The following is an 18,432-nucleotide window of genomic DNA, read 5'->3' as shown; positions in this document are numbered from 1 at the left end:
AGAAAGATACGTTTCGCGGGATGCGAAAATGTCGACTGAAGCCGTTTTCAGGTATAGAACCGACTTATTATACGAACGATAAAAATTTACTCTTCGTGCGAATTTTACGACTGTGGCTGCTTGGAGCAAGAGTGAAGGCTAGCGGGTTAGCTGGTTTTTTAGTGGCTTTCTTTATTCTTTTCTCCTTCCCAACTGAATTAGTTTTTGCCCAGGATCCTACTAATAATTATTGTGTAGATCCTCAAGGGGCTGCTACGGGTGGATTTACACTTGATAAAGTTAGAGTTTGTATTGGAACGGCCGTTCGGGTTACGGGTGGTGTTCCCTCCGGCATGCAGAATATCGGCTATATAAAAGAATATAATGGGAAAGGAATTCCAACCGCCGAAATCGAAGCAGGGCCTATTTTTCAATATACAAAACCTGGTTCTTACACTATTTTACAGGTAGGTACCATCAATGGGACTAGAGCATTGGCCTGTAGGATCGTTACTGTGCTGCCTCTTGACCCTGTTAAATTTAGCGTTCAGGCGTGTCTTGGCCGTAGAGCAACTGTAACCGTAGATCCTTCATCATTAGGTCAATACGATAGCTACATCATTCGGTGGGGCGATGGCGTAGCTGATGAAAAAAGCCGGGCCGAGATGCAGGCTAACCCATCTCACACCTATAATAGTGGCGCATCGGCTTCACCTACCATAACCGTAGAAGGCGTATATGGCTCTATTGCATCCCCGCTCTGTAATGGTCCACAAACCAGCCAGCCAATTCCGTTGCTAGCAGCCGCAACCCAGCCGGTGATCACCGCCCTGACGACCACTGGCGACAAAGCGATTGAGATCAAGTATCAGACCAGCACAGGAAGTTCGGTCCAGCTTTACCAGAAAGTAAACGGGACCTATACCGCCACGGGTCAGAAGGGTTCGGACGTTGGCACATTTACCGTTCAGACGGATGCGAAACAGGCACAGTGTTTTCAGCTCGTCACGCAGGATGCCTGTAACAGCAGTGCTTCTCAGAAATCAGATGAAGTCTGTAGCCTGGTTCTGGATGTGAAGGCGGCCAATAAACAGAATAACCTGACCTGGAAACCCTATACCGGAACCCTGTCGGGAACCTCACAATTTCGCTACTACCGCATTCTGCGAAACAACGCACCCCTGGGGGGCACGATAACCGATCCACGCACCAGTACATATTCGGATGCGTCGGCTATTGATTGCGGAACCCAGTACTGTTATTCAATTGCCGCTACGATTTCGGGGGCTGGTCAAACGATTGTTACATCGGCACCCATTTGTGTGAACGGCGTCAACGGCGATGTGCCGGGCGATGTCAGTACGGCTGTTGTCTCCATTGAAGATGGTCACCCACGATTAATTACCATACCACCCACCGAAATTGGGCCTGCAGACAGCTTTACCATGATTGTCAGCCGGGCATCGGGTTCGTCGGGCAATTTTCAGCCCATTGCCACCCTTGACCGGAAAAGTACCTATACGGACGAAAGCGCTGACCCGTCGGCGGGCTCATATTGTTATCAGGTAACGTATCAGAACAGTTGTGGCCTGCAGTCGAAACCATCGACGCCCGTTTGTACGGTGTTTCTGGAGGCAAAATCAACTACGGGAATTGACTGGAATACAGATTCGCCCTTTACGCCCGAAACCGTGGCCAGTTATACCCTGGAGGTGATCGACTCGCTGAACGGAACAAAACAGGAAATTCAGCTCGGCAGCAATACCCATTACGAACCTGATCCCAATGACCCAAATCTGCAATCGCAGAAATACCGCGTCATTGCTGTCTCCGATGGCGGAACCATTAGTTATTCCAACTATTACACGTTTCGTCGGGAAGCCCGTATCCTCATTCCAGATGCCTTTACGCCTAATGGCGATGGAATGAACGACGAGTTTCTGCCGAAGGGTATTTATGTCGATCAGTTCACCATGAACATTTATAGTCGCTGGGGCGAGGTGGTGTATAGCACGACGAACAAAAGCCAGGGCTGGGATGGCAAAATCGGCGGACAGAATGCCGCAACGGGTCAATACATGTATCGCATTGAACTGATAGACCTGACGGGGCTGAAAACTGTTCGTACGGGTGCGTTGTTATTGATACGATGAAGCAGGAATAAGTTGTTAGGCAAATGGTGGTTAACTTGCCAGCTTACACCTCTATACTTAACCCAATACGCGTATGAATATGATGGATATGTTCGGGAAGATGAAGGAAGTTCAGTCTCGAATGAAAGATGCCCAGGAAACGCTCAGTGCGGTTACTGAGACGGGCGAATCGGGCGCAGGTCTGGTGAAGGTGACCGTAAACGGGCTGAAAAATGTCCTGAAGATTGACATTGACCCTGACCTGATTAAATCGAACGCGCCCGCCGACCGAGAAATGCTGCAGGATCTAATCGTGGCAGCTACCAATAAAGCGATGGCTAATGTGGAAACAAAAGCGCGCGAACACCTGAAACAGGCTACCGAAGGACTACTGCCAAATATTCCCGGTCTGAACCTGGATGGGTTAATGTAGGAAAGTGTTTGTAAGTTTACGGCTTATAGTTTACGGTTTTTGGTCCGACAGCCAACCAGAAACCGTAAACCGTAACGTATAAACGACAAACCCGTTCCGTGGATACCCTTGCCATTGTCATCCTTAATTACAACGGGCAACCGTTTTTAGCTAAATTTCTTCCCACGGTACTTGCCAATGCCGATGGTCACCCGGTTTATGTAGCCGACAGTGCTTCTACAGATTCATCCGTTTCATTTCTGCGCGCCAACTTTCCCGATGTCCGCGTTATCGAGCTTCCCCGAAACGAAGGTTATGCAGGTGGTTACAACCTGGCTCTCGAAGCTATTCGAACGCAATATGGGGGGGCTAATTACTACGTTCTTCCTAATTCTGACGTTGAGGTAACACCGGGTTGGTTATCGCCCATGTTAGCCTTGCTGGAGGCCAACCCACGAATTGCTGCCTGCCAGCCCAAGATCCGATCCTACGACCAGCGCACCTTATTTGAACATGCAGGCGCTGCCGGTGGGTTTGTCGACTGGCTCGGCTACGTATTTTGCCGGGGACGGGTCTTTGCCACGTTTGAAGCCGATATCGGCCAATACGACGACAATCGACGGGTGTTCTGGGCCACGGGGGCTTGCCTGTTCATGCGGGCAGACGTGTTTCACCAGACCGGGGGATTCGATGCATCCTTTTTTGCCCATATGGAAGAAATTGACTGGTGCTGGCGTATACAACGGCTGGGCCACGAAGTGTGGGCCTGTGGTCAATCGACAGTTTACCATGTGGGCGGAGGAACGCTCCACAAATCGAATCCACAAAAAACTTACCTCAATTACCGCAACAGCCTCTTTATGTTGTATAAAAACTGGCCTGCCGATGGCTGGTTATGGCCAAAAATCATGCTGCGGTTAATCCTCGACGGGTTATCTTCTCTCTTGTTCCTGAAGGTTGGGCAGTGGCCCGACATCTGGGCCATTATCCGCGCCCACTTTGCTTTCTATGGCCAGTTGCCGCGTCTTCACCAGCAGCGAAAAGCATTGAAAAGCCAGCAGACGACGGAGGTTGTTCTCTATCCGCACAGTATTGTCTGGCAGTACTTCGCCGAAAACAAGAAAACATTTAGGAGAATGATGAATGATGAACGATGAATTAGCTTATAAGCCAGTAATGGTTTCTGTCCTGACTATTATTCATTACTTATCATCTATACTTTATTATTTGTTTACAGTTCCCAGATGGTCGGGTGGGCGTGCCGACGCAGGTGCTTGTTCATTTCCATCCAGAAAGCCATAATCAGGTATAAAATGACGGGAGAGCCCAGGGTAAGGAACGAGGTATAAATAAAATACAATCGAATACTGCTGGCCGAAATGTTCATTTTCTCGCCCAGCCGTGAACAGACGCCAAACGCCTGACTTTCAACGAAATACCTGATTTTATCCATGCCTTTAGTTTGCGAAGTCTATATAAAGTTATTTATCGTCATTCAGGAAAATTAACGAGAACCCTTGATAGAATGTTTGCCGTTTACACAAAATGTCAATACAAACGCAGTGAAAATAGCTAAAAAAAGGGTGAAATCTACTTGAAGTCGGAACATTTTTCTTTTCTTTGTAGTGTAACGACGTCGGTGGTTCTCACGAGCTATTTCCGTTTTTGCGACGACAAATCTCGTTGATTTTTAACAATGTATCTAAATAATTTAGATATCCTGATGTTTGGTTGGCGGTTTTGTTAGTTACTGACCCTTTAAGTTTTTAATTGTTAAATTGTTTAAGTTTTATGCAAACAGGTGTAGTAAAATTCTTTAACGAAAGTAAGGGTTACGGATTCATTGTTGAAGACGATACCAACCGGGACATTTTTGTCCACATCACCGGCCTCAATGGGGTTACCATCCGCGAGAAAGATCGGGTACAGTTTGAAGTGGTTGACGGCAAAAAAGGACTAAACGCCGTAAAGGTGAAAAAGATAGATTCAGATTATTAAGTCTATAGCGCGTCTTTACAGAAACGTATAACCCTCACCTGATATCAGATGAGGGTTTTTTATGGTCAGATTTTTACTAACGAAACGGCCTAGTTCTGGCTCAGCCAACCCTTGACTTCATCGAGCGTGGGCATTTTAGCCTCTAACTTCAGCTTCTTGCGAACGCCCCCCAAATCGTTGAACAGTTTATTGGGATTAGCGGCCTGAAGTTGGTCTACCGTCATGAAACCGAGTTTCTGTACGGCCGGAATCCACTCGGCCGGAACACCTGCCGAAACGAAATCGCTTTCGTCCGACTGCTCCTGCTTCTTCTCAGGGCGCATTTGTGGGAAAAACAGCACATCCTGAATAGACGCCTGATTGGTCATGATCATGGCCAGCCGATCGATGCCCAGTCCTACGCCCGCCGTTGGTGGCATGCCGTATTCGAGCGCCCGCAGAAAATCCTCATCCAGTGCCATGGCCTCCTCGTCACCGCGTTCGGCCAGGCGCAACTGCTCCTCAAACCGCTCCCGCTGGTCGATGGGGTCGTTTAGCTCAGAATAGGCATTCGCGATCTCTTTGCCGTTGCAGATGGCTTCAAAGCGTTCGACAAGACCCGCTTTGCTCCGGTGCTTCTTGGTCAACGGCGACATCTCAACGGGGTAATCCGTAATGAACGTGGGTTGAATCAGGTTGGGCTCGCAGGCATCGCCGAACAACTCGTCGATGAGCTTCGACTTACCCATGGTGCTGTCTACCTTGATTCCCCGGCCTTCGGCTACCTGCCGGAGTTCCGCTTCTTCCATGGCCGACACATCCACGCCCGTATATTCCTGAATGGCTTCGAACATAGTCAGCCGTTTCCAGGGTCGTTTGAAGTCGATTACATTCTGGCCAACCGTCACCTTGGTGGTGCCTGCCACGTCGAGCGCTACTTTTTCCACCATTTCCTCAATGGTGTCCATCATCCAGAGATAATCCTTGTAGGCAACGTAAAACTCGACCTGGGTAAACTCGGGGTTATGCGTACGGTCCATGCCTTCGTTCCGAAAATCTTTGGCAAACTCAAATACGCCGTCATACCCGCCCACGATCAGCCGTTTCAGGTATAGCTCGTTGGCTATCCGCATATACAGCGTCATGTCGAGCGAGTTGTGGTGCGTTCGGAAGGGACGTGCAGCTGCTCCCCCGTGAATGGGTTGCAAAATGGGCGTTTCAACTTCCAGATACCCTTTTTCGCTCAGAAACTGCCGGATCGAGTTAACCAGTTTCGTTCGTTTTACGAAAATATCGCGCACCTGCGGGTTCACGATCAGGTCTACATAGCGCTGGCGATAGCGCTGTTCGGGATCGGTAAACGCGTCGTAGGTTTCTTTTTCACCCTGCTCATTGACCACTTCTTTCACGACTGGCAGCGGCCGCAACGATTTGTTCAGGATTTTGAATTCCTTCACATAGACCGACAATTCGCCGGTTTTTGTGGTAAACACATGCCCCCGAACCCCAATGATATCGCCAATGTCCAGCAACTTCTTGAAGACCGTGTTATAAAGCGTCTTATCCTCACCGGGGCAGATGTCGTCGCGTCGAAAATAAAACTGCATTCGTCCGGTAGAATCCTGTATTTCAACGAATGATGCACTGCCGCTTATTCGGAACACCATCAGGCGGCCCGCTAACTGAACATTACCCCAGCGTTCGTCGCCGGAAAAATCCTGTTCGGGAGCAACCTCTGTGCCGGGACCGTCCGTTTGGAAAGCCGCCCGGATATCGGCAATGGTTGTGTTTACGTCAAATAACTCGGCGGGGTAGGGGTCAATGCCCATCCGCATCAATTCTTCGCGCTTTTGTCGGCGATTTATTTCCTGTTCACTCAGCAGCATGATCGTCAATGAGTCGGTTAGCCAATAAGCTAACCCGTATTTTGAGGGGCAAAAATAGTGAAAAGGATTGGCGTTTATAGTGATGGCCGAGAAAGGGGCACCAATACGTTTTGTTGAATAACCAAAAAATGAAGCTCATAGGTTGGAAAAACCGCTGATGGACTTGCCCGACCATTCCCATAATTTTTTGGAAAGAGAATAGAATACTATCTATCATTGTGATATCAAAATGATATCGACTTATTGAACTAACTTTTACGGTCATGCAGGAGAAAAAGCTTACGTCTGTTTCCGGGTACCTGTTTTTACTGGTTGCCCTTTTGTGTTTTGCGTTAGCTGGAGTTGCTTTCTTTAAGCTATTCCAGAGCTATGGTCCAATACCGGCCATATTGCTGGGATTGGTCGGTGTTTTTATCCTGAAGGGCATCGTTATCATTTATCCGAAGGAAGGAATGACCGCTACCTTCTTCGGTGATTATGTCGGTACGATTAAAGAAACCGGGCTGCGTTGGGTAAATCCACTCTATAATAAAGTCAAAATCAGCCTGCGGGCCCGCAATCTGAACGGGCAGACGTTGAAAGTCAATGACAAGATGGGTAACCCCGTCGAGATTGCCGCTGTGGTTGTCTGGCAGGTAAAAGACACTGCCAAAGCGTTATTTGAGGTAGATAACTACGTGAATTTCGTGCAGATCCAGTCCGAAGCCGCCGTGCGAAAGTTGGCCAATTCCTACGCATACGACCACATGGAAGATGAAACTTCATCGGTTACCCTGCGCGACAGCACCGGCCAGATCAATGTGTTTCTGGAAGAAGAACTGAACGAACGGCTCGAACGGGCGGGCGTCGATATTATTGAAGCCCGTGTCAGTCACCTGGCGTATTCCTCCGAAATTGCCGGGGCTATGTTACAGCGTCAACAGGCGTCGGCCATGATTGCTGCTCGTCGGCTAATTGTGGAGGGGGCAGTCGGTATGGTCGAAATGGCGCTGGAGCGTCTGGAAAAAAATGGTGTTATTGCGCTGGACGAAGAACGGAAGGCCGCTATGGTGAGTAACCTGCTGGTTGTCCTTTGCGGTGAGAAATCGGTAAGCCCGGTTGTCAATGCGGGAACGTTGTATAATTAGACCCTACTGGGAGCGAGGGGTGAGAAGCGAGGAGTTACCGGCGCATGAGAGCTGCCGGATGGCTCCTCGCTTCTTACCCCTCGCTCCTCGTTCCTCAAAAAAATGGCTGCTGAGAAAAAAGCATTTGTCTTGCGCATTCAACCCGAAACGTTGAAGGAACTGGAGCATTGGGCACAGGATGAGTTCCGGAGCGTAAATGGCCAGATTGAGTATTTGCTGAACGAGGCTTTGCGTAAGCGCAAGAAACCTAAAGCGGGCAGAGCGGATACGACACCGCCAGCTGAAGCTGAGGACTAGCGAATTTCGGCCAGGTTACGACTGGGAAGCGGTTACCAGCTCGCCAATCAGGCGTATACCATCCAATGTGAGCGACGGGACAATATCCGTGAACACGTTCCGCAACGAGGGAATCCGGCCCGACAAGCCACCCGTGGCGACGGCAATACAGTCGCCGTGAAGTTCGGTTTGAATCCGGCCAACAAGCGAACGCACCAGTCCCTCATAGCCTAACACAACGCCTGCCTGAATGGCGTGGGTCGTGCTGGTACCGAGCGCCGACGAAGGCACGTCGATGGGCACTTCGGGGAGTTGTGCCGTATTGGCAAACAAAGATCGGATGGCGGTTTTTAAGCCGGGTGCAATGGCGACGCCCAATAGTTTCCCTTCGCCCGACACAGTCGTAAAGGTCAGGGCGGTTCCGAAATCAACGACAACGCACGTTCGCTGGTAGCGGGTATAGGCTGCCAGAGCATTGGCAACCAAATCGGCCCCAATTTCATGCGGTCGCAGGATGTCAATGGGTAAAAGCGGATAAACGCTCGGCCCGACAACAACAGGATCATACCCGAACAAGTCGGCCAGCATGGCGCGCATCGTTGGCGTCAGATCGGGCACTACGCTGCTCAGAACCGTTGTCTGGATGGCACTGAGCGGAATCCCTGCTTCGAGCAGCCACAGCCGAAGCCGACGTTCATAGGCCTGTGCGGGCTCATCGCGTCGGGCGGGTGTCCGCCAGATGTGCTGCCAGGTAGGTTGGATATATAATCCGAAAACGGCATCGGTATTGCCAATATCAACGATAATCTGCACGAGCGATGGGAGTGATGGGAGTAGTTATCGGGGCGAAATAAGGGGAAAAACGGCACATTCACACCTTATTGATGCCGTCATTCATTTCCTTAAGGCCATTGACGACTCAAAACATCGGCTTTTTGGGCTTTATCGCCATAAAATCTTTCAGATAAAACGGTTCAAACGTAGCCACATCCTCAAACAGGCCCTGTTCGAAGGCGTCCATCGCCAAGTTGCCAATCGTGCGGGCAGAAGGAAGGACTGTAGATGCGGGGAAAATGGCATTCGGATGAACCCCCAGCACGGAACGGCATTTTGCGGCCCCATCGCCAAAGAAAACGATTGGCCTTTGGGCCAGCAAGTCGGCAAAAGATTGATCGTCAATGATCGTTGCGCTCGTCGGCTGAACTTCTTGTCCACTAGCCGTATAGAGCGCGCAGTAAACCTCCATCCGTCGGGCGTCGATCATGGGACAGAGCAAGTGATGCTCCAGGACGTACGGCCGAACCTGTTCAGTCATGGCCGTCAGCGTATTTATAGCCAGCAGGGGCTTGTTTAAAGCAAAGCACAAGCCTTTTGCTGTGGAGACGCTAATGCGTAAACCCGTATACGAACCTGGCCCCTTGGCTACCGCGATGGCATCCAGTTCAGGTAAGGCGAAACCGGCCTGGTTGACGATGTCGTTGATCAGGGTCGTCAGCATTGCGGAAGAGGTCCGTTCGATAAATAGTTCGTAACAGCCGAGCAATGCGTTGACCGATGAGTCGTTCTGATGATGCAGAGCAACCGAACAAACTGTAGTGGATGTATCGAGGGAAAGAATAAGCGCCATAAGCCTGAAAATGAAACGGGTTTCAAAGTACGCCCTGCCAGAAGAATTAACAAAACGGTTGTTTGTCCTTCGTGAAATTAACTGGAGAAATGGCTATTTTGAGTGAATGAAGGCCGTTTTTAATTCATTTCTTTATGCATTGGCTTTGTTCGTCAGGTAAACGAAACGGTGTATACGACAATGAAATGCAACCGTTTCGCTGTGTAAATTTGTGCTTATAGGCTTTCCTGTGACCACGGTAAAATACCAAAAACAATGAGTATAAATGCTAAAAAAATGCTTTAAATTCGTTGGTTCATTGTTAATTATAGTTATGTACTTAAAATAAATAGTTGTTTTAAGGTGACTTTTTGTTAACTATAAATTCTACATTAGCAGTAAGTATCTAATGTTGCCTCCGATTATAGATGGAAAAAATTAGAAGAAACCGCGCAGAAACCACACAGCGTATTGTAAATGCCCTCGAGGATGTATTGGCTGAGCAGGGTCTCGAAGGGGCCAGAATCAATCAGATCGCCGAAAAAGCGGGTATTAGCAAAGTGCTGATCTACCGTTATTTTGGTGGTTTAGATGGATTAATGGAATATTACGTGCGTATGGGGCGGATGTTCCCACAGTTCACACCAGCTATGCTGGATCAAATTCGCCCGATTCATCACGATGATCTGGCGAAGGTGTGGTATCGGCAGGCTATTCAGATGTTTCGTTACATGCGGACATCGAAGGCTGCCCGTGAAGTATTAAAAGCGAATGTCGTTGAGAACGATCCAACGGCCGATGTGATCAGCAAAGCACAGGACGATGAACTGATGCGGTTGGTTAACCAGCTTTCGTTTATTGAAGGGCCGGACATTCAGGCTGTTTCGGCGGTAATGCTGGGTGCCTTGTCCTATTTGACTATTCAGGCCCAGAACAACCACACAATGGTTGGTATCGACCTGCGAAGCGAACAGGGATGGCAACGTATTGAGGGGGCGGTTAAAGTAATTTATCTGGCTTTGAATAAAATGGCCGTTGACTCGCAAGCTGTAAAACTGAGCGCTCAGGCGAAAGCCCAACCTGCAAGTCAATGGTAAAACCTCTGTCTATGCTTGATGGCTATGCATAAAAAAAGCTTCCAACTTATATGGAAGCTTTTTTTATATCCCATGCTGCCTATTCAGTGCGTTATCGACTGCGCCGGCCCCCTGCTTAAAGAAGAGAGAAGTTGAGCAGTTCCCGGCCTAGTTTCTGAATCAATGACTCGATCTGGCGCGCCTGCTGGTCAGTAGGATAGCGTTTGTTGGTCATAAACTGGCTGAGTAATTCCTGCGAAATCGTCGTTTGTTCGGCCAGACTGGTAATTCTGAATTGTTGAAAAAGCTCCCTGACCCGCGTCAGGTCATATTGATAATTGAAAACGTACGCAGTGGGGAACCCTTGATGGCCCTGATATTCCGTACGTGTATACGTCACAAACTCCTTTAGCTGAGCGGTTAATTTTTTCGTTACTATTTCGGCGCTGTTCCCCGAAGCAATCGCCATCATGCCTTGCCATTCAATCCGGCCCCAGGATTGACTACTCTGCTTTTCAAGAATCACATTGATGACCGGGGGGGCCTCACCAGGAGCCGCTGGTTCTTTCTGTGTGTAAGGTGATCGGAACATAGCCTCCAATGTGCCTGAAGGAATCTTCCCCACACTTTTCAGCGGCAGCAGCAAGTGTTGCTTTTCACTTCTATATATACAGCACAATCTAGTCTGGTGCACTAAAGACCAGTTTCTATTTTGTAATATATCTATCGAAGATTGTAAATTCATAGTATATATTTTATGGATTTTGCAAATATGCAACTTTTTGAAACTGGCCCACCGGCTCTTTTATAGGATATTTATTATATATTATAATTTCCCTGAATAATATAAAATCTGTACACCCATGCAGCTTTTATATTATTTGGGGTGCTAACCTATGAAGTAGGTATTGACAATACCTATCAAATGGTAAGTAGTATGCGTCTGTATACGGGGATAAATTGTAACTACTTGAATGTAAAGACAGTACACATAGATACCTACACACAAATTTGAGTATAATATCTTATTAGTTTATGTTTTATTTAAAGTGTTAATATAATATATACCATAATCTCTTGCTACTACAGTTCAGATAAGATATATTTGAAAAGTGATAACAATGAAATAAGAGCAAAATCAATTATTTATGGTCGATGTACTAATAATACGAGCCGTTAGCTGACTTGAACCGGACGTGCTCCGATCAGCTGCCAAATTTGGATACTTATCTGTTTAATCGTTTACTATTGCTTTACTCCGCGTTTCTTAATTACGCTTGCCATCTATGGTTTCATTCACGTATGTTAAAAAGCTACCTATACTGATTGGGCTAGTTTTCATTTCACTTGTGTCGGGATGTGTTTCATCGAAAAAACTGGTCTACTTTCAGGGCCAGCCAACCACTGCCGATTCAATCAAGCTAACGGATCGGTACATGCCAACGATTCAGCCGGGCGACATTATAACCGTTCGGGTAAGTAGCTTGAGCCCGGAGGCTACGTCGTTTTTCAATCCGCCATCGGCAACCATGCAGATTGACCGGATGATGACGCCAACCATGACCGCTCTGCCAGAATTGACGGGTTATCTGGTTAATCCGGATGGCACGCTCGAGTTGCCTTTAATTGGAAAAGTAAAAGTGGGTGGATTGAGCACGGCCCAGGCCAGCGACCGGATCCGGGAAGAGCTTAAAATCTATTTAAAGGAGCCGACCGTTAACATTCGAAATCAGAATTTCCGGGTTTCGGTTATGGGCGAAGTGGCCCGGCCATCGCTCTTTACCATTCCGAATGAGAAGATTACGATGCTGGAAGCCCTTAGTCTGGCCGGTGATATTACCATCTACGGTCGACGGGATAACGTGCTGCTTATCCGGGAAGTAAACGGCCAGCGAACCTTCACGCGCATCGATATGACGAGCCGTGATCTGTTTCGTTCTCCTTATTACTACCTGCATCCCAACGACGTCATTTATGTTGAGCCCGGCCGGGCGCGTGTCGCCACTGCCGATCGAACCTATCAATTATTACCCATTGCTTTAAGTGCGCTTTCTTTTCTAGCTATCATCTTTAGTCGTTATAACTAGTACTCATATGTCTGAAAATGCCTACTCATATACGCCCTATCAGGTTTATGGCGCCGAAAATCAGCCCAACCTGCGTGTTATACTGCTTCGGTATCTGAAGCATTGGAAGTGGTTTGTCTTGTCATTGTTACTGGCTGGGGCCGGAGCCTATATCTATTTAATCTACCAAACGCCCATCTATAAAATTCAGGCCAGCCTGCTCATTAAAGATGACAAAAAGGGGCTCGACGGCGAGAATATCCTGAAAGAGATGGATATTCTGAAACCGAAGAAAACGGTCGAAAATGAGATTGAAATCATCAAGTCCTATACTTTGATGGATAAGGTGGTCAATCACCTCAATCTGGATGTACAATACTTCAGACCAACCAAAACCGTCGATGAGGAAGTATATGGCGAGTTACCGGTTCGGTTGATCGTTGAGCGGCCATTATCATCGCTGTATGACGATAAGTTACAGCTCAGCTTCGTAGACGGCAGTCATGTACGAATCAATGATAAGACTTACCCGGTCAATCAATCCGTTAAAACGCCTTATGGTCGTCTGCGCATTTTTGCCCGCCAGCCATTAAAAGCGTCACTGGAGCCGATTAAAGTGGCTGTATCTCCCCGTACCGAAACGGTAAATGGTTACCTTAAAAAACTGACCGTCGAAACAACCAGTAAAGCATCGACCGTTCTGCAGATAGCGCTCGAAGAAGCCGTACCGGCTAAAGGTGAAGCGTTGTTAAAGCAACTGATCGAAGAATATAATCAGGCTGCTGTTGTCGATAAAAATCTGGTTGCGGCCAGCACGCTCGATTTTATTGAAGAGCGGCTCCGGCTGATCTCAGGTGAATTGACGAACGTAGAGAAAGATGTCGAATCGTATAAAACAAGCGAGGGAATTACGGATCTGAGCGTACAGGCCCAAACTTTTCTGCAAACGGTTCAGGCCAACGATGCTCAGCTTAACCAGGTAAACATTCAGCTTAGCTCGTTAAACGACATCGAGCGGTATGTGAACAGCAAGTCTGACAGCCGGGGTACAACGCCAGCGACACTTAGCTTAAGCGACCCTGTTTTACTAGGTTTAGTAACGAAGACATCGGAGCTGGAACTTCAGCGCGATATGCTGGCCCGGACCACCTCGGATCGTAACCCGCTTCTGCAATCCTTGGATAGCCAGATCAAGTCGACCAAAGAAAGCATCTCTGAAAACATCCAGACGATAAAACAACAGTTGAGCAGTACGAAAAACCAGTTGAACTCAACAAACCGGAAACTGGAAAGCATGGTTCGCACCGTGCCTCATAAAGAGAGGGCACTGTTGAACATCACCCGGCAACAGGCTATCAAAAACAACCTGTATACATACCTGTTGCAGAAACGGGAAGAAACCGCACTCTCCTACGCATCTACGCTACCCGATAGCCGCACGGTCGATCTGCCCCGTCATGAAAAAGATCCGATCAAACCAGTGCGCAAAATGACATACATGTTATTCGGCCTGATTGGTTTACTCCTACCTGTAGGGGCAATAGCGGCTAAAGATATGCTGAACAACCGGGTCGTTCGCCGGTCGGATGTAGAAGATGTCTCCAGAGTGCCCATTCTCGGCGAGGTTGTTCAGTCAGATGGTAAGAAAGCACTGGTTGTGGTATCAAAGAGTCGTTCGGTCATTGCCGAACAGATACGGGCACTTCGTACGAACCTGCAGTTCCTGCGCAGTAATCCGAATGGCAGCCAGGTATTGTTGTTCACCTCCAGTATCAGTGGCGAAGGTAAATCGTTCATGTCGATGAACATAGGGGCCAGTTTAGCCCTTGTCGACCGACCCACGGTAATCCTGGAGATGGACTTGCGGAAGCCGAAACTTCATATGTCATTAGGTATGCGCAATGCGGTTGGTATCAGCAACTACCTCATTGGTGAGGCTACGCTGGATGATGTATTACAACCGATTGAGGGATTCCCCAACTACTTCCTGATCAGTAGCGGCCCGCTGCCGCCAAACCCGTCGGAGTTGCTCAATGGTCCCTATCTGGCCAAGCTATTTGAGGAATTGCGCGCCCGGTTCGAATATGTGATTGTCGATTCGCCCCCAATCGGACTGGTAACGGACGCGCAGGTAATAGCCCCTTATGCCGATGCGACGCTTTATATGGTTCGACATGACATAACGCCAAAAACGTACCTGAAAATGGTTGATTCGCTGTATAAAGAAAACCGGTTTCATAACCTCAACGTCATTCTGAATGCCGTAGGTGACGGTGAATCTTACTACTACAGCTATAGCTACGGTGGCTATTATGAAGACGATAAGTCGGACAAAAAAGCCCGCAAAGCACTGTCTTAGTTCAAGAATGTATTCATGAAAAGCAAATCCAGAAACTAGTATGCTTAGTAATGCCTCTCTTTCCAATACCAAGCCATTTATCGACTCTGAGGACGACGTTTTAGTAACGTCAGCCGCTGAGCAGAATATGCTGGGTAAACGTCTGTTTGACATTGGGTTTTCATTCCTGATTTGTCTTTTTGTCTTGTCGTGGCTCATCCCCATGTTGGGGATGGCTATTCGACTAAATTCGCCCGGGCCAATTTTGTTTGTTCAACTGCGTACGGGGCGTAGGGGCCAACAGTTCCGGTGCTTCAAGCTCCGGACAATGGTCAGCCGCCCGGAAACGGAGTTTCAGCAAGCCACCAAAAACGATCCTCGAATTACCAAATTAGGGCAGGTGCTTCGCAAAACGAATCTGGACGAACTGCCCCAGTTTTTGAATGTATTGCTTGGCGATATGAGTGTGGTCGGGCCCCGTCCACACCCCATTCCGCTGGATGCTAAGCACTGGTATACTCTCCCCAATTACCCGGAACGTTACGCGGTGAAGCCAGGCATAACGGGCCTGGCTCAAGTACGCGGTTGCCGGGGTGAAACGGATACGCTTCAGAAAATGGAGCACCGCGTTCGCCTGGATCGCTGGTACATCGCCAAAAGGTCTATAGGGCTGGACTTAAAAATCTGTTGGTGGACAGTAGCTAAGACGCTGCAGGGTGATTCAAAAGCCTGGTAAAGCTTAAAAGGAATAAAGCCTAAAATCGTTTAATCCTTTTAGGCTTTAAGCCGAAAATTTGATTTCTCTTTAGAAAAATCAGCGCAGTTTATAAAATATTATTATTGATAATGTTTTTGATCTGGTATGATGAGAAATAATATAAACATTACAGACAAGTATATTAATTGTTAAATTGTACGATTTATATAATGTTGTTAAAGCGTTCATTATTTTGGGAAATTTTATAAGTTGCGGAGATTAAAAGTCTTATTGATCTGAAAATATTTATTGCGATAAATGAATACTCCTAATAAACTTTTACAAAATACCTTAATTTATTCAATTGGAAACCTTGGGTCAAAGTTTCTTGCATTTTTCATGGTTCCGTTGTATTCTTTTTTTTTGAACAAGTCAGAATTAGGTTATTATGACGTATTATTAACTTTCGTAAGTTTGTTGGTTCCAATAGTGACATTACAGATTTCTGAAGCTTGCTACCGTTGGCTAATGGATTCTGAAAATAATCATGAGACCAAAAAATTGGCTATCAGTAACAGTTTTATATTTCTATTAGTAAGTGAAATATTTTTTGTTTGTATCTATGTAATTATAATTCAGTTTAAAAATGTTGATTATGCAATATATTTTTTATTTATCTTATTACTTTCTTGTTTAATACCTTATCTACAACAGTCTGCTAGAGGACTGGGTGACAACTATTCTTTTTCTTTGTCTGGTATAATAAATGCATTAACTTTATTGATATTTTCTGTAAGCTTTCTGTATTTTTTTAGCCTAGGTTTAAAGGGCCTTTTAATTGCAACTATAATTTCTAATTTTATAACTGCAATATTTTTAATTTGTAAAATAAGATTGTATAAATTGGTATATCTTTCAAAAGTGTCTTTGTCTACATTGAAAGATATGTTAAATTACGCTTGGCCACTTATTCCAAATGCCGTCAGCTGGTGGATGATAAATGCTTCAAACAGGTTTCTAATATTACTTTTCCTTAATGTAGAAATGAATGGAATCTTTGCTATAGCTAATAGGTTTCCGTCAATAATACTAATCGTTAATACGATTTTTATGTTAGCATTTCAAGATCAGGTGATAGCAGAGGTTGGTAATAAGAAGGTAAACTATGATAAAATATTTGATTTATTTGTAAGGTTCGAATTTTCTGTAATTTTTATAATGATATCTATGTCAAGATATTTATTGAAGTTAATAGTTGATCCTAAATTTTATGACGCATGGAAATACATGCCATTATTATATATATCTGTTGCCTTTTCTTCGTTTTGCGCTTTTTTAGGTACTGGATATATTAGAGAAAAAAAGACGAAAGGCATCTTTTATACAACCTTAATTGGAGGAGTAGTTAATTTAGTAATTTCTTATATATTAATTAGCAAAATCGGCTTATACGCCCCTGCTGTTGGTACATTAGCAGGATTTATTTGTGTATGGATTTTTAGAATATATCAAACAAAAGTTTTTTTTCCTATCAAAATTAACGCCGTAACTTTGATAGCTTTGTTATTACTCACGTTTGTTTATTGCTATTTATCTTTTAAAGGTGATGGGCGTGTAGATTTATTTTTGATAGTTTCAGCAATAATATTTTTTACATATTTGAATAAAGAGCTTATAGGGTTCTTGTTTAAATATATAAAAACTAAATACAAAATATTTGGCAAAAAGCAAATTGTTTTTTAAAAATAATATTTTACACAATGAATAACACTGAGAACATACTTGGCTTGCGAAAGATTATTTTCGAAAATTTAGACCCAATAATAGACTCTGATTATTGCCTGTTAGATATACCTGATCACAAAAACATTGGTGATAATTTAATTTGGGCCGGTGAATTGAACTATTTGTCGAGATTGCCATACAAAATGCTATATACTTCCAATCTACATTTATTTCAAAAAAATAAAGTTAAAGATGGTAGCCTTATACTTTTACACGGAGGAGGTAATTTTGGGGATTTGTGGCGAATTGTTCAAGAGTTTAGAAATAGTATAGTTAATAATTTTAAGAAGAACAAAATTATAATATTTCCTCAAACTGTTCATTATGAGAATGATGAATTATTGAATCATGATGCCGAAATATTCAATCAGCATCCTGATTTAACAATCTGTGCCAGGGACTCTATCTCTTTTGAATTTTTTAAAAAGCATTTTGCGAAAAATAAAATTTTATTAGTTCCTGATATGGCGTTTTGTTTAGATTTCGAGAATTATCAATCTAAACCAGCGACAAATAAAGTTCTTTTCTTGAAGAGGAAAGATAAAGAGCTGAATAAAAATAGTAATAAAATATATGAAATTTTGAAACACAAAAGCTTACAAATTGATGTGAAGGATTGGCCACCTTTTAATATAGGAATTGCAGAAGAGTGGGTAGAACAAAAGTTATATTCTATGCAAAAAAGATTAGCTTGGCTGCTCCTAAGGCTTCCACTTCTTGATAAATTAGCTGATTCTAGGTATGGTTTGTATAAGAATAAAAGTTGGGAGAATTACGTGAGCATGGGTGTTTCTTTTATAAATGAATACGATGAAATTTATTCAACCAGACTTCATACTTATATATTAGCAATTCTTCTGAATAAGAAAGCTCACTTAATCGATAATTCTTATGGTAAGAACAGTAGGCTTTATAATACTTGGATGAAAAATTTTGAAAATTCATCTCTTGTATAACTGAAGACTAAACTACTTCAAATATCTGGGAGCTTTGGGCTTATTCGAGATGGAATATTTCGCTATCGATCAAAGGTCTGAAGTAGTTTAGATTAATAGCTGAGTAGTTTATTTGTAAA

General features: G+C 45.2%; 17 protein-coding genes. 12 read left to right on the top strand and 5 right to left on the bottom strand.

The window, feature by feature from the left end; translation table 11 throughout:
* Positions 1-95 precede the first annotated feature (95 nt).
* The 3 genes from ACYVAM_RS21930 (at position 96) to ACYVAM_RS21920 (ending at position 3,680) form a co-directional block, all read left to right on the top strand.
* Positions 96-2,132, top strand: a complete 2,037-nt coding sequence (locus ACYVAM_RS21930) for a T9SS type B sorting domain-containing protein (protein WP_461071028.1) — start codon at positions 96-98, stop codon at positions 2,130-2,132.
* A 73-nt stretch (positions 2,133-2,205) separates the two neighbouring features.
* Positions 2,206-2,544 (top strand): YbaB/EbfC family nucleoid-associated protein, encoded by a 339-nt coding sequence (locus ACYVAM_RS21925; protein WP_461071026.1) that lies wholly within the window; start codon positions 2,206-2,208, stop codon positions 2,542-2,544.
* A gap of 98 nt (positions 2,545-2,642) precedes the next feature.
* Positions 2,643-3,680: a glycosyltransferase family 2 protein gene (locus ACYVAM_RS21920; RefSeq protein WP_461071024.1), complete on the top strand. Its 1,038-nt coding sequence runs from the start codon at positions 2,643-2,645 to the stop codon at positions 3,678-3,680.
* A 74-nt stretch (positions 3,681-3,754) separates the two neighbouring features.
* Here the strand turns inward: ACYVAM_RS21920 and ACYVAM_RS21915 are convergent, their stop codons facing one another.
* A complete protein-coding gene (locus ACYVAM_RS21915) occupies positions 3,755-3,976 on the bottom strand; it encodes a PspC domain-containing protein (RefSeq protein WP_461071022.1) in 222 nt (73 codons plus the stop codon).
* A gap of 338 nt (positions 3,977-4,314) precedes the next feature.
* On the opposite strand from ACYVAM_RS21915, the gene ACYVAM_RS21910 reads away from it, so the two are divergent.
* On the top strand, positions 4,315-4,521 hold the full coding sequence (locus ACYVAM_RS21910; RefSeq protein ID WP_046576608.1) for a cold-shock protein: 207 nt from the start codon (positions 4,315-4,317) through the stop codon (positions 4,519-4,521).
* Positions 4,522-4,610: 89 nt separating this feature from the next.
* On the opposite strand, the gene lysS is transcribed toward ACYVAM_RS21910, so the two are convergent.
* A complete protein-coding gene (gene lysS, locus ACYVAM_RS21905) occupies positions 4,611-6,386 on the bottom strand; it encodes a lysine--tRNA ligase (RefSeq protein ID WP_461071020.1) in 1,776 nt (591 codons plus the stop codon).
* A 263-nt stretch (positions 6,387-6,649) separates the two neighbouring features.
* Here lysS and ACYVAM_RS21900 point away from each other — a divergent pair, with 263 nt between their 5' ends.
* Positions 6,650-7,513, top strand: coding sequence for an SPFH domain-containing protein (locus tag ACYVAM_RS21900; protein ID WP_461071018.1), 864 nt, complete (start codon positions 6,650-6,652; stop codon positions 7,511-7,513).
* A gap of 102 nt (positions 7,514-7,615) precedes the next feature.
* Entirely contained in the window at positions 7,616-7,810 is a 195-nt protein-coding gene (locus ACYVAM_RS21895) for a type II toxin-antitoxin system antitoxin (RefSeq protein ID WP_461071016.1), read from the top strand.
* Between the two features lie 15 nt (positions 7,811-7,825).
* Here ACYVAM_RS21895 and ACYVAM_RS21890 read toward each other — a convergent pair whose 3' ends face one another.
* Positions 7,826-8,602 carry a type III pantothenate kinase gene (locus ACYVAM_RS21890; protein WP_461071014.1) on the bottom strand — a complete coding sequence of 259 codons (777 nt, stop codon included), beginning with the start codon at positions 8,600-8,602 and terminating at the stop codon, positions 7,826-7,828.
* Positions 8,603-8,708: 106 nt separating this feature from the next.
* Complete coding sequence (tsaB, locus tag ACYVAM_RS21885; RefSeq protein ID WP_461071012.1) at positions 8,709-9,416, bottom strand: tRNA (adenosine(37)-N6)-threonylcarbamoyltransferase complex dimerization subunit type 1 TsaB; 708 nt, start codon at positions 9,414-9,416, stop codon at positions 8,709-8,711.
* 407 nt (positions 9,417-9,823) lie between these two features.
* Between tsaB and ACYVAM_RS21880 the strand changes: the two genes are divergently transcribed.
* Positions 9,824-10,492 carry a TetR/AcrR family transcriptional regulator gene (locus ACYVAM_RS21880; RefSeq protein WP_461071010.1) on the top strand — a complete coding sequence of 223 codons (669 nt, stop codon included), beginning with the start codon at positions 9,824-9,826 and terminating at the stop codon, positions 10,490-10,492.
* A gap of 115 nt (positions 10,493-10,607) precedes the next feature.
* Here the strand turns inward: ACYVAM_RS21880 and ACYVAM_RS21875 are convergent, their stop codons facing one another.
* Positions 10,608-11,063 carry a hypothetical protein gene (locus ACYVAM_RS21875; RefSeq protein WP_461071008.1) on the bottom strand — a complete coding sequence of 152 codons (456 nt, stop codon included), beginning with the start codon at positions 11,061-11,063 and terminating at the stop codon, positions 10,608-10,610.
* A gap of 694 nt (positions 11,064-11,757) precedes the next feature.
* Here ACYVAM_RS21875 and ACYVAM_RS21870 point away from each other — a divergent pair.
* The 5 genes from ACYVAM_RS21870 (at position 11,758) to ACYVAM_RS21850 (ending at position 18,313) form a co-directional block, all read left to right on the top strand.
* Positions 11,758-12,558, top strand: a complete 801-nt coding sequence (locus ACYVAM_RS21870) for a polysaccharide biosynthesis/export family protein (protein WP_461071006.1) — start codon at positions 11,758-11,760, stop codon at positions 12,556-12,558.
* Between the two features lie 7 nt (positions 12,559-12,565).
* Positions 12,566-14,896: a GumC family protein gene (locus tag ACYVAM_RS21865; RefSeq protein ID WP_461071004.1), complete on the top strand. Its 2,331-nt coding sequence runs from the start codon at positions 12,566-12,568 to the stop codon at positions 14,894-14,896.
* A 40-nt stretch (positions 14,897-14,936) separates the two neighbouring features.
* On the top strand, positions 14,937-15,611 hold the full coding sequence (locus tag ACYVAM_RS21860) for a sugar transferase (protein ID WP_461071002.1): 675 nt from the start codon (positions 14,937-14,939) through the stop codon (positions 15,609-15,611).
* Between the two features lie 279 nt (positions 15,612-15,890).
* On the top strand, positions 15,891-17,315 hold the full coding sequence (locus tag ACYVAM_RS21855) for an oligosaccharide flippase family protein (protein ID WP_461071000.1): 1,425 nt from the start codon (positions 15,891-15,893) through the stop codon (positions 17,313-17,315).
* A gap of 17 nt (positions 17,316-17,332) precedes the next feature.
* A complete protein-coding gene (locus ACYVAM_RS21850; RefSeq protein ID WP_461070998.1) occupies positions 17,333-18,313 on the top strand; it encodes a polysaccharide pyruvyl transferase family protein in 981 nt (326 codons plus the stop codon).
* The last annotated feature ends 119 nt before the right edge of the window (positions 18,314-18,432 follow it).

Source organism: Spirosoma horti (genome assembly GCF_054776595.1).
The sequence above is the reverse complement of the archived record's forward strand: the minus strand, read 5'-3'. Positions and strand labels throughout refer to the sequence as shown.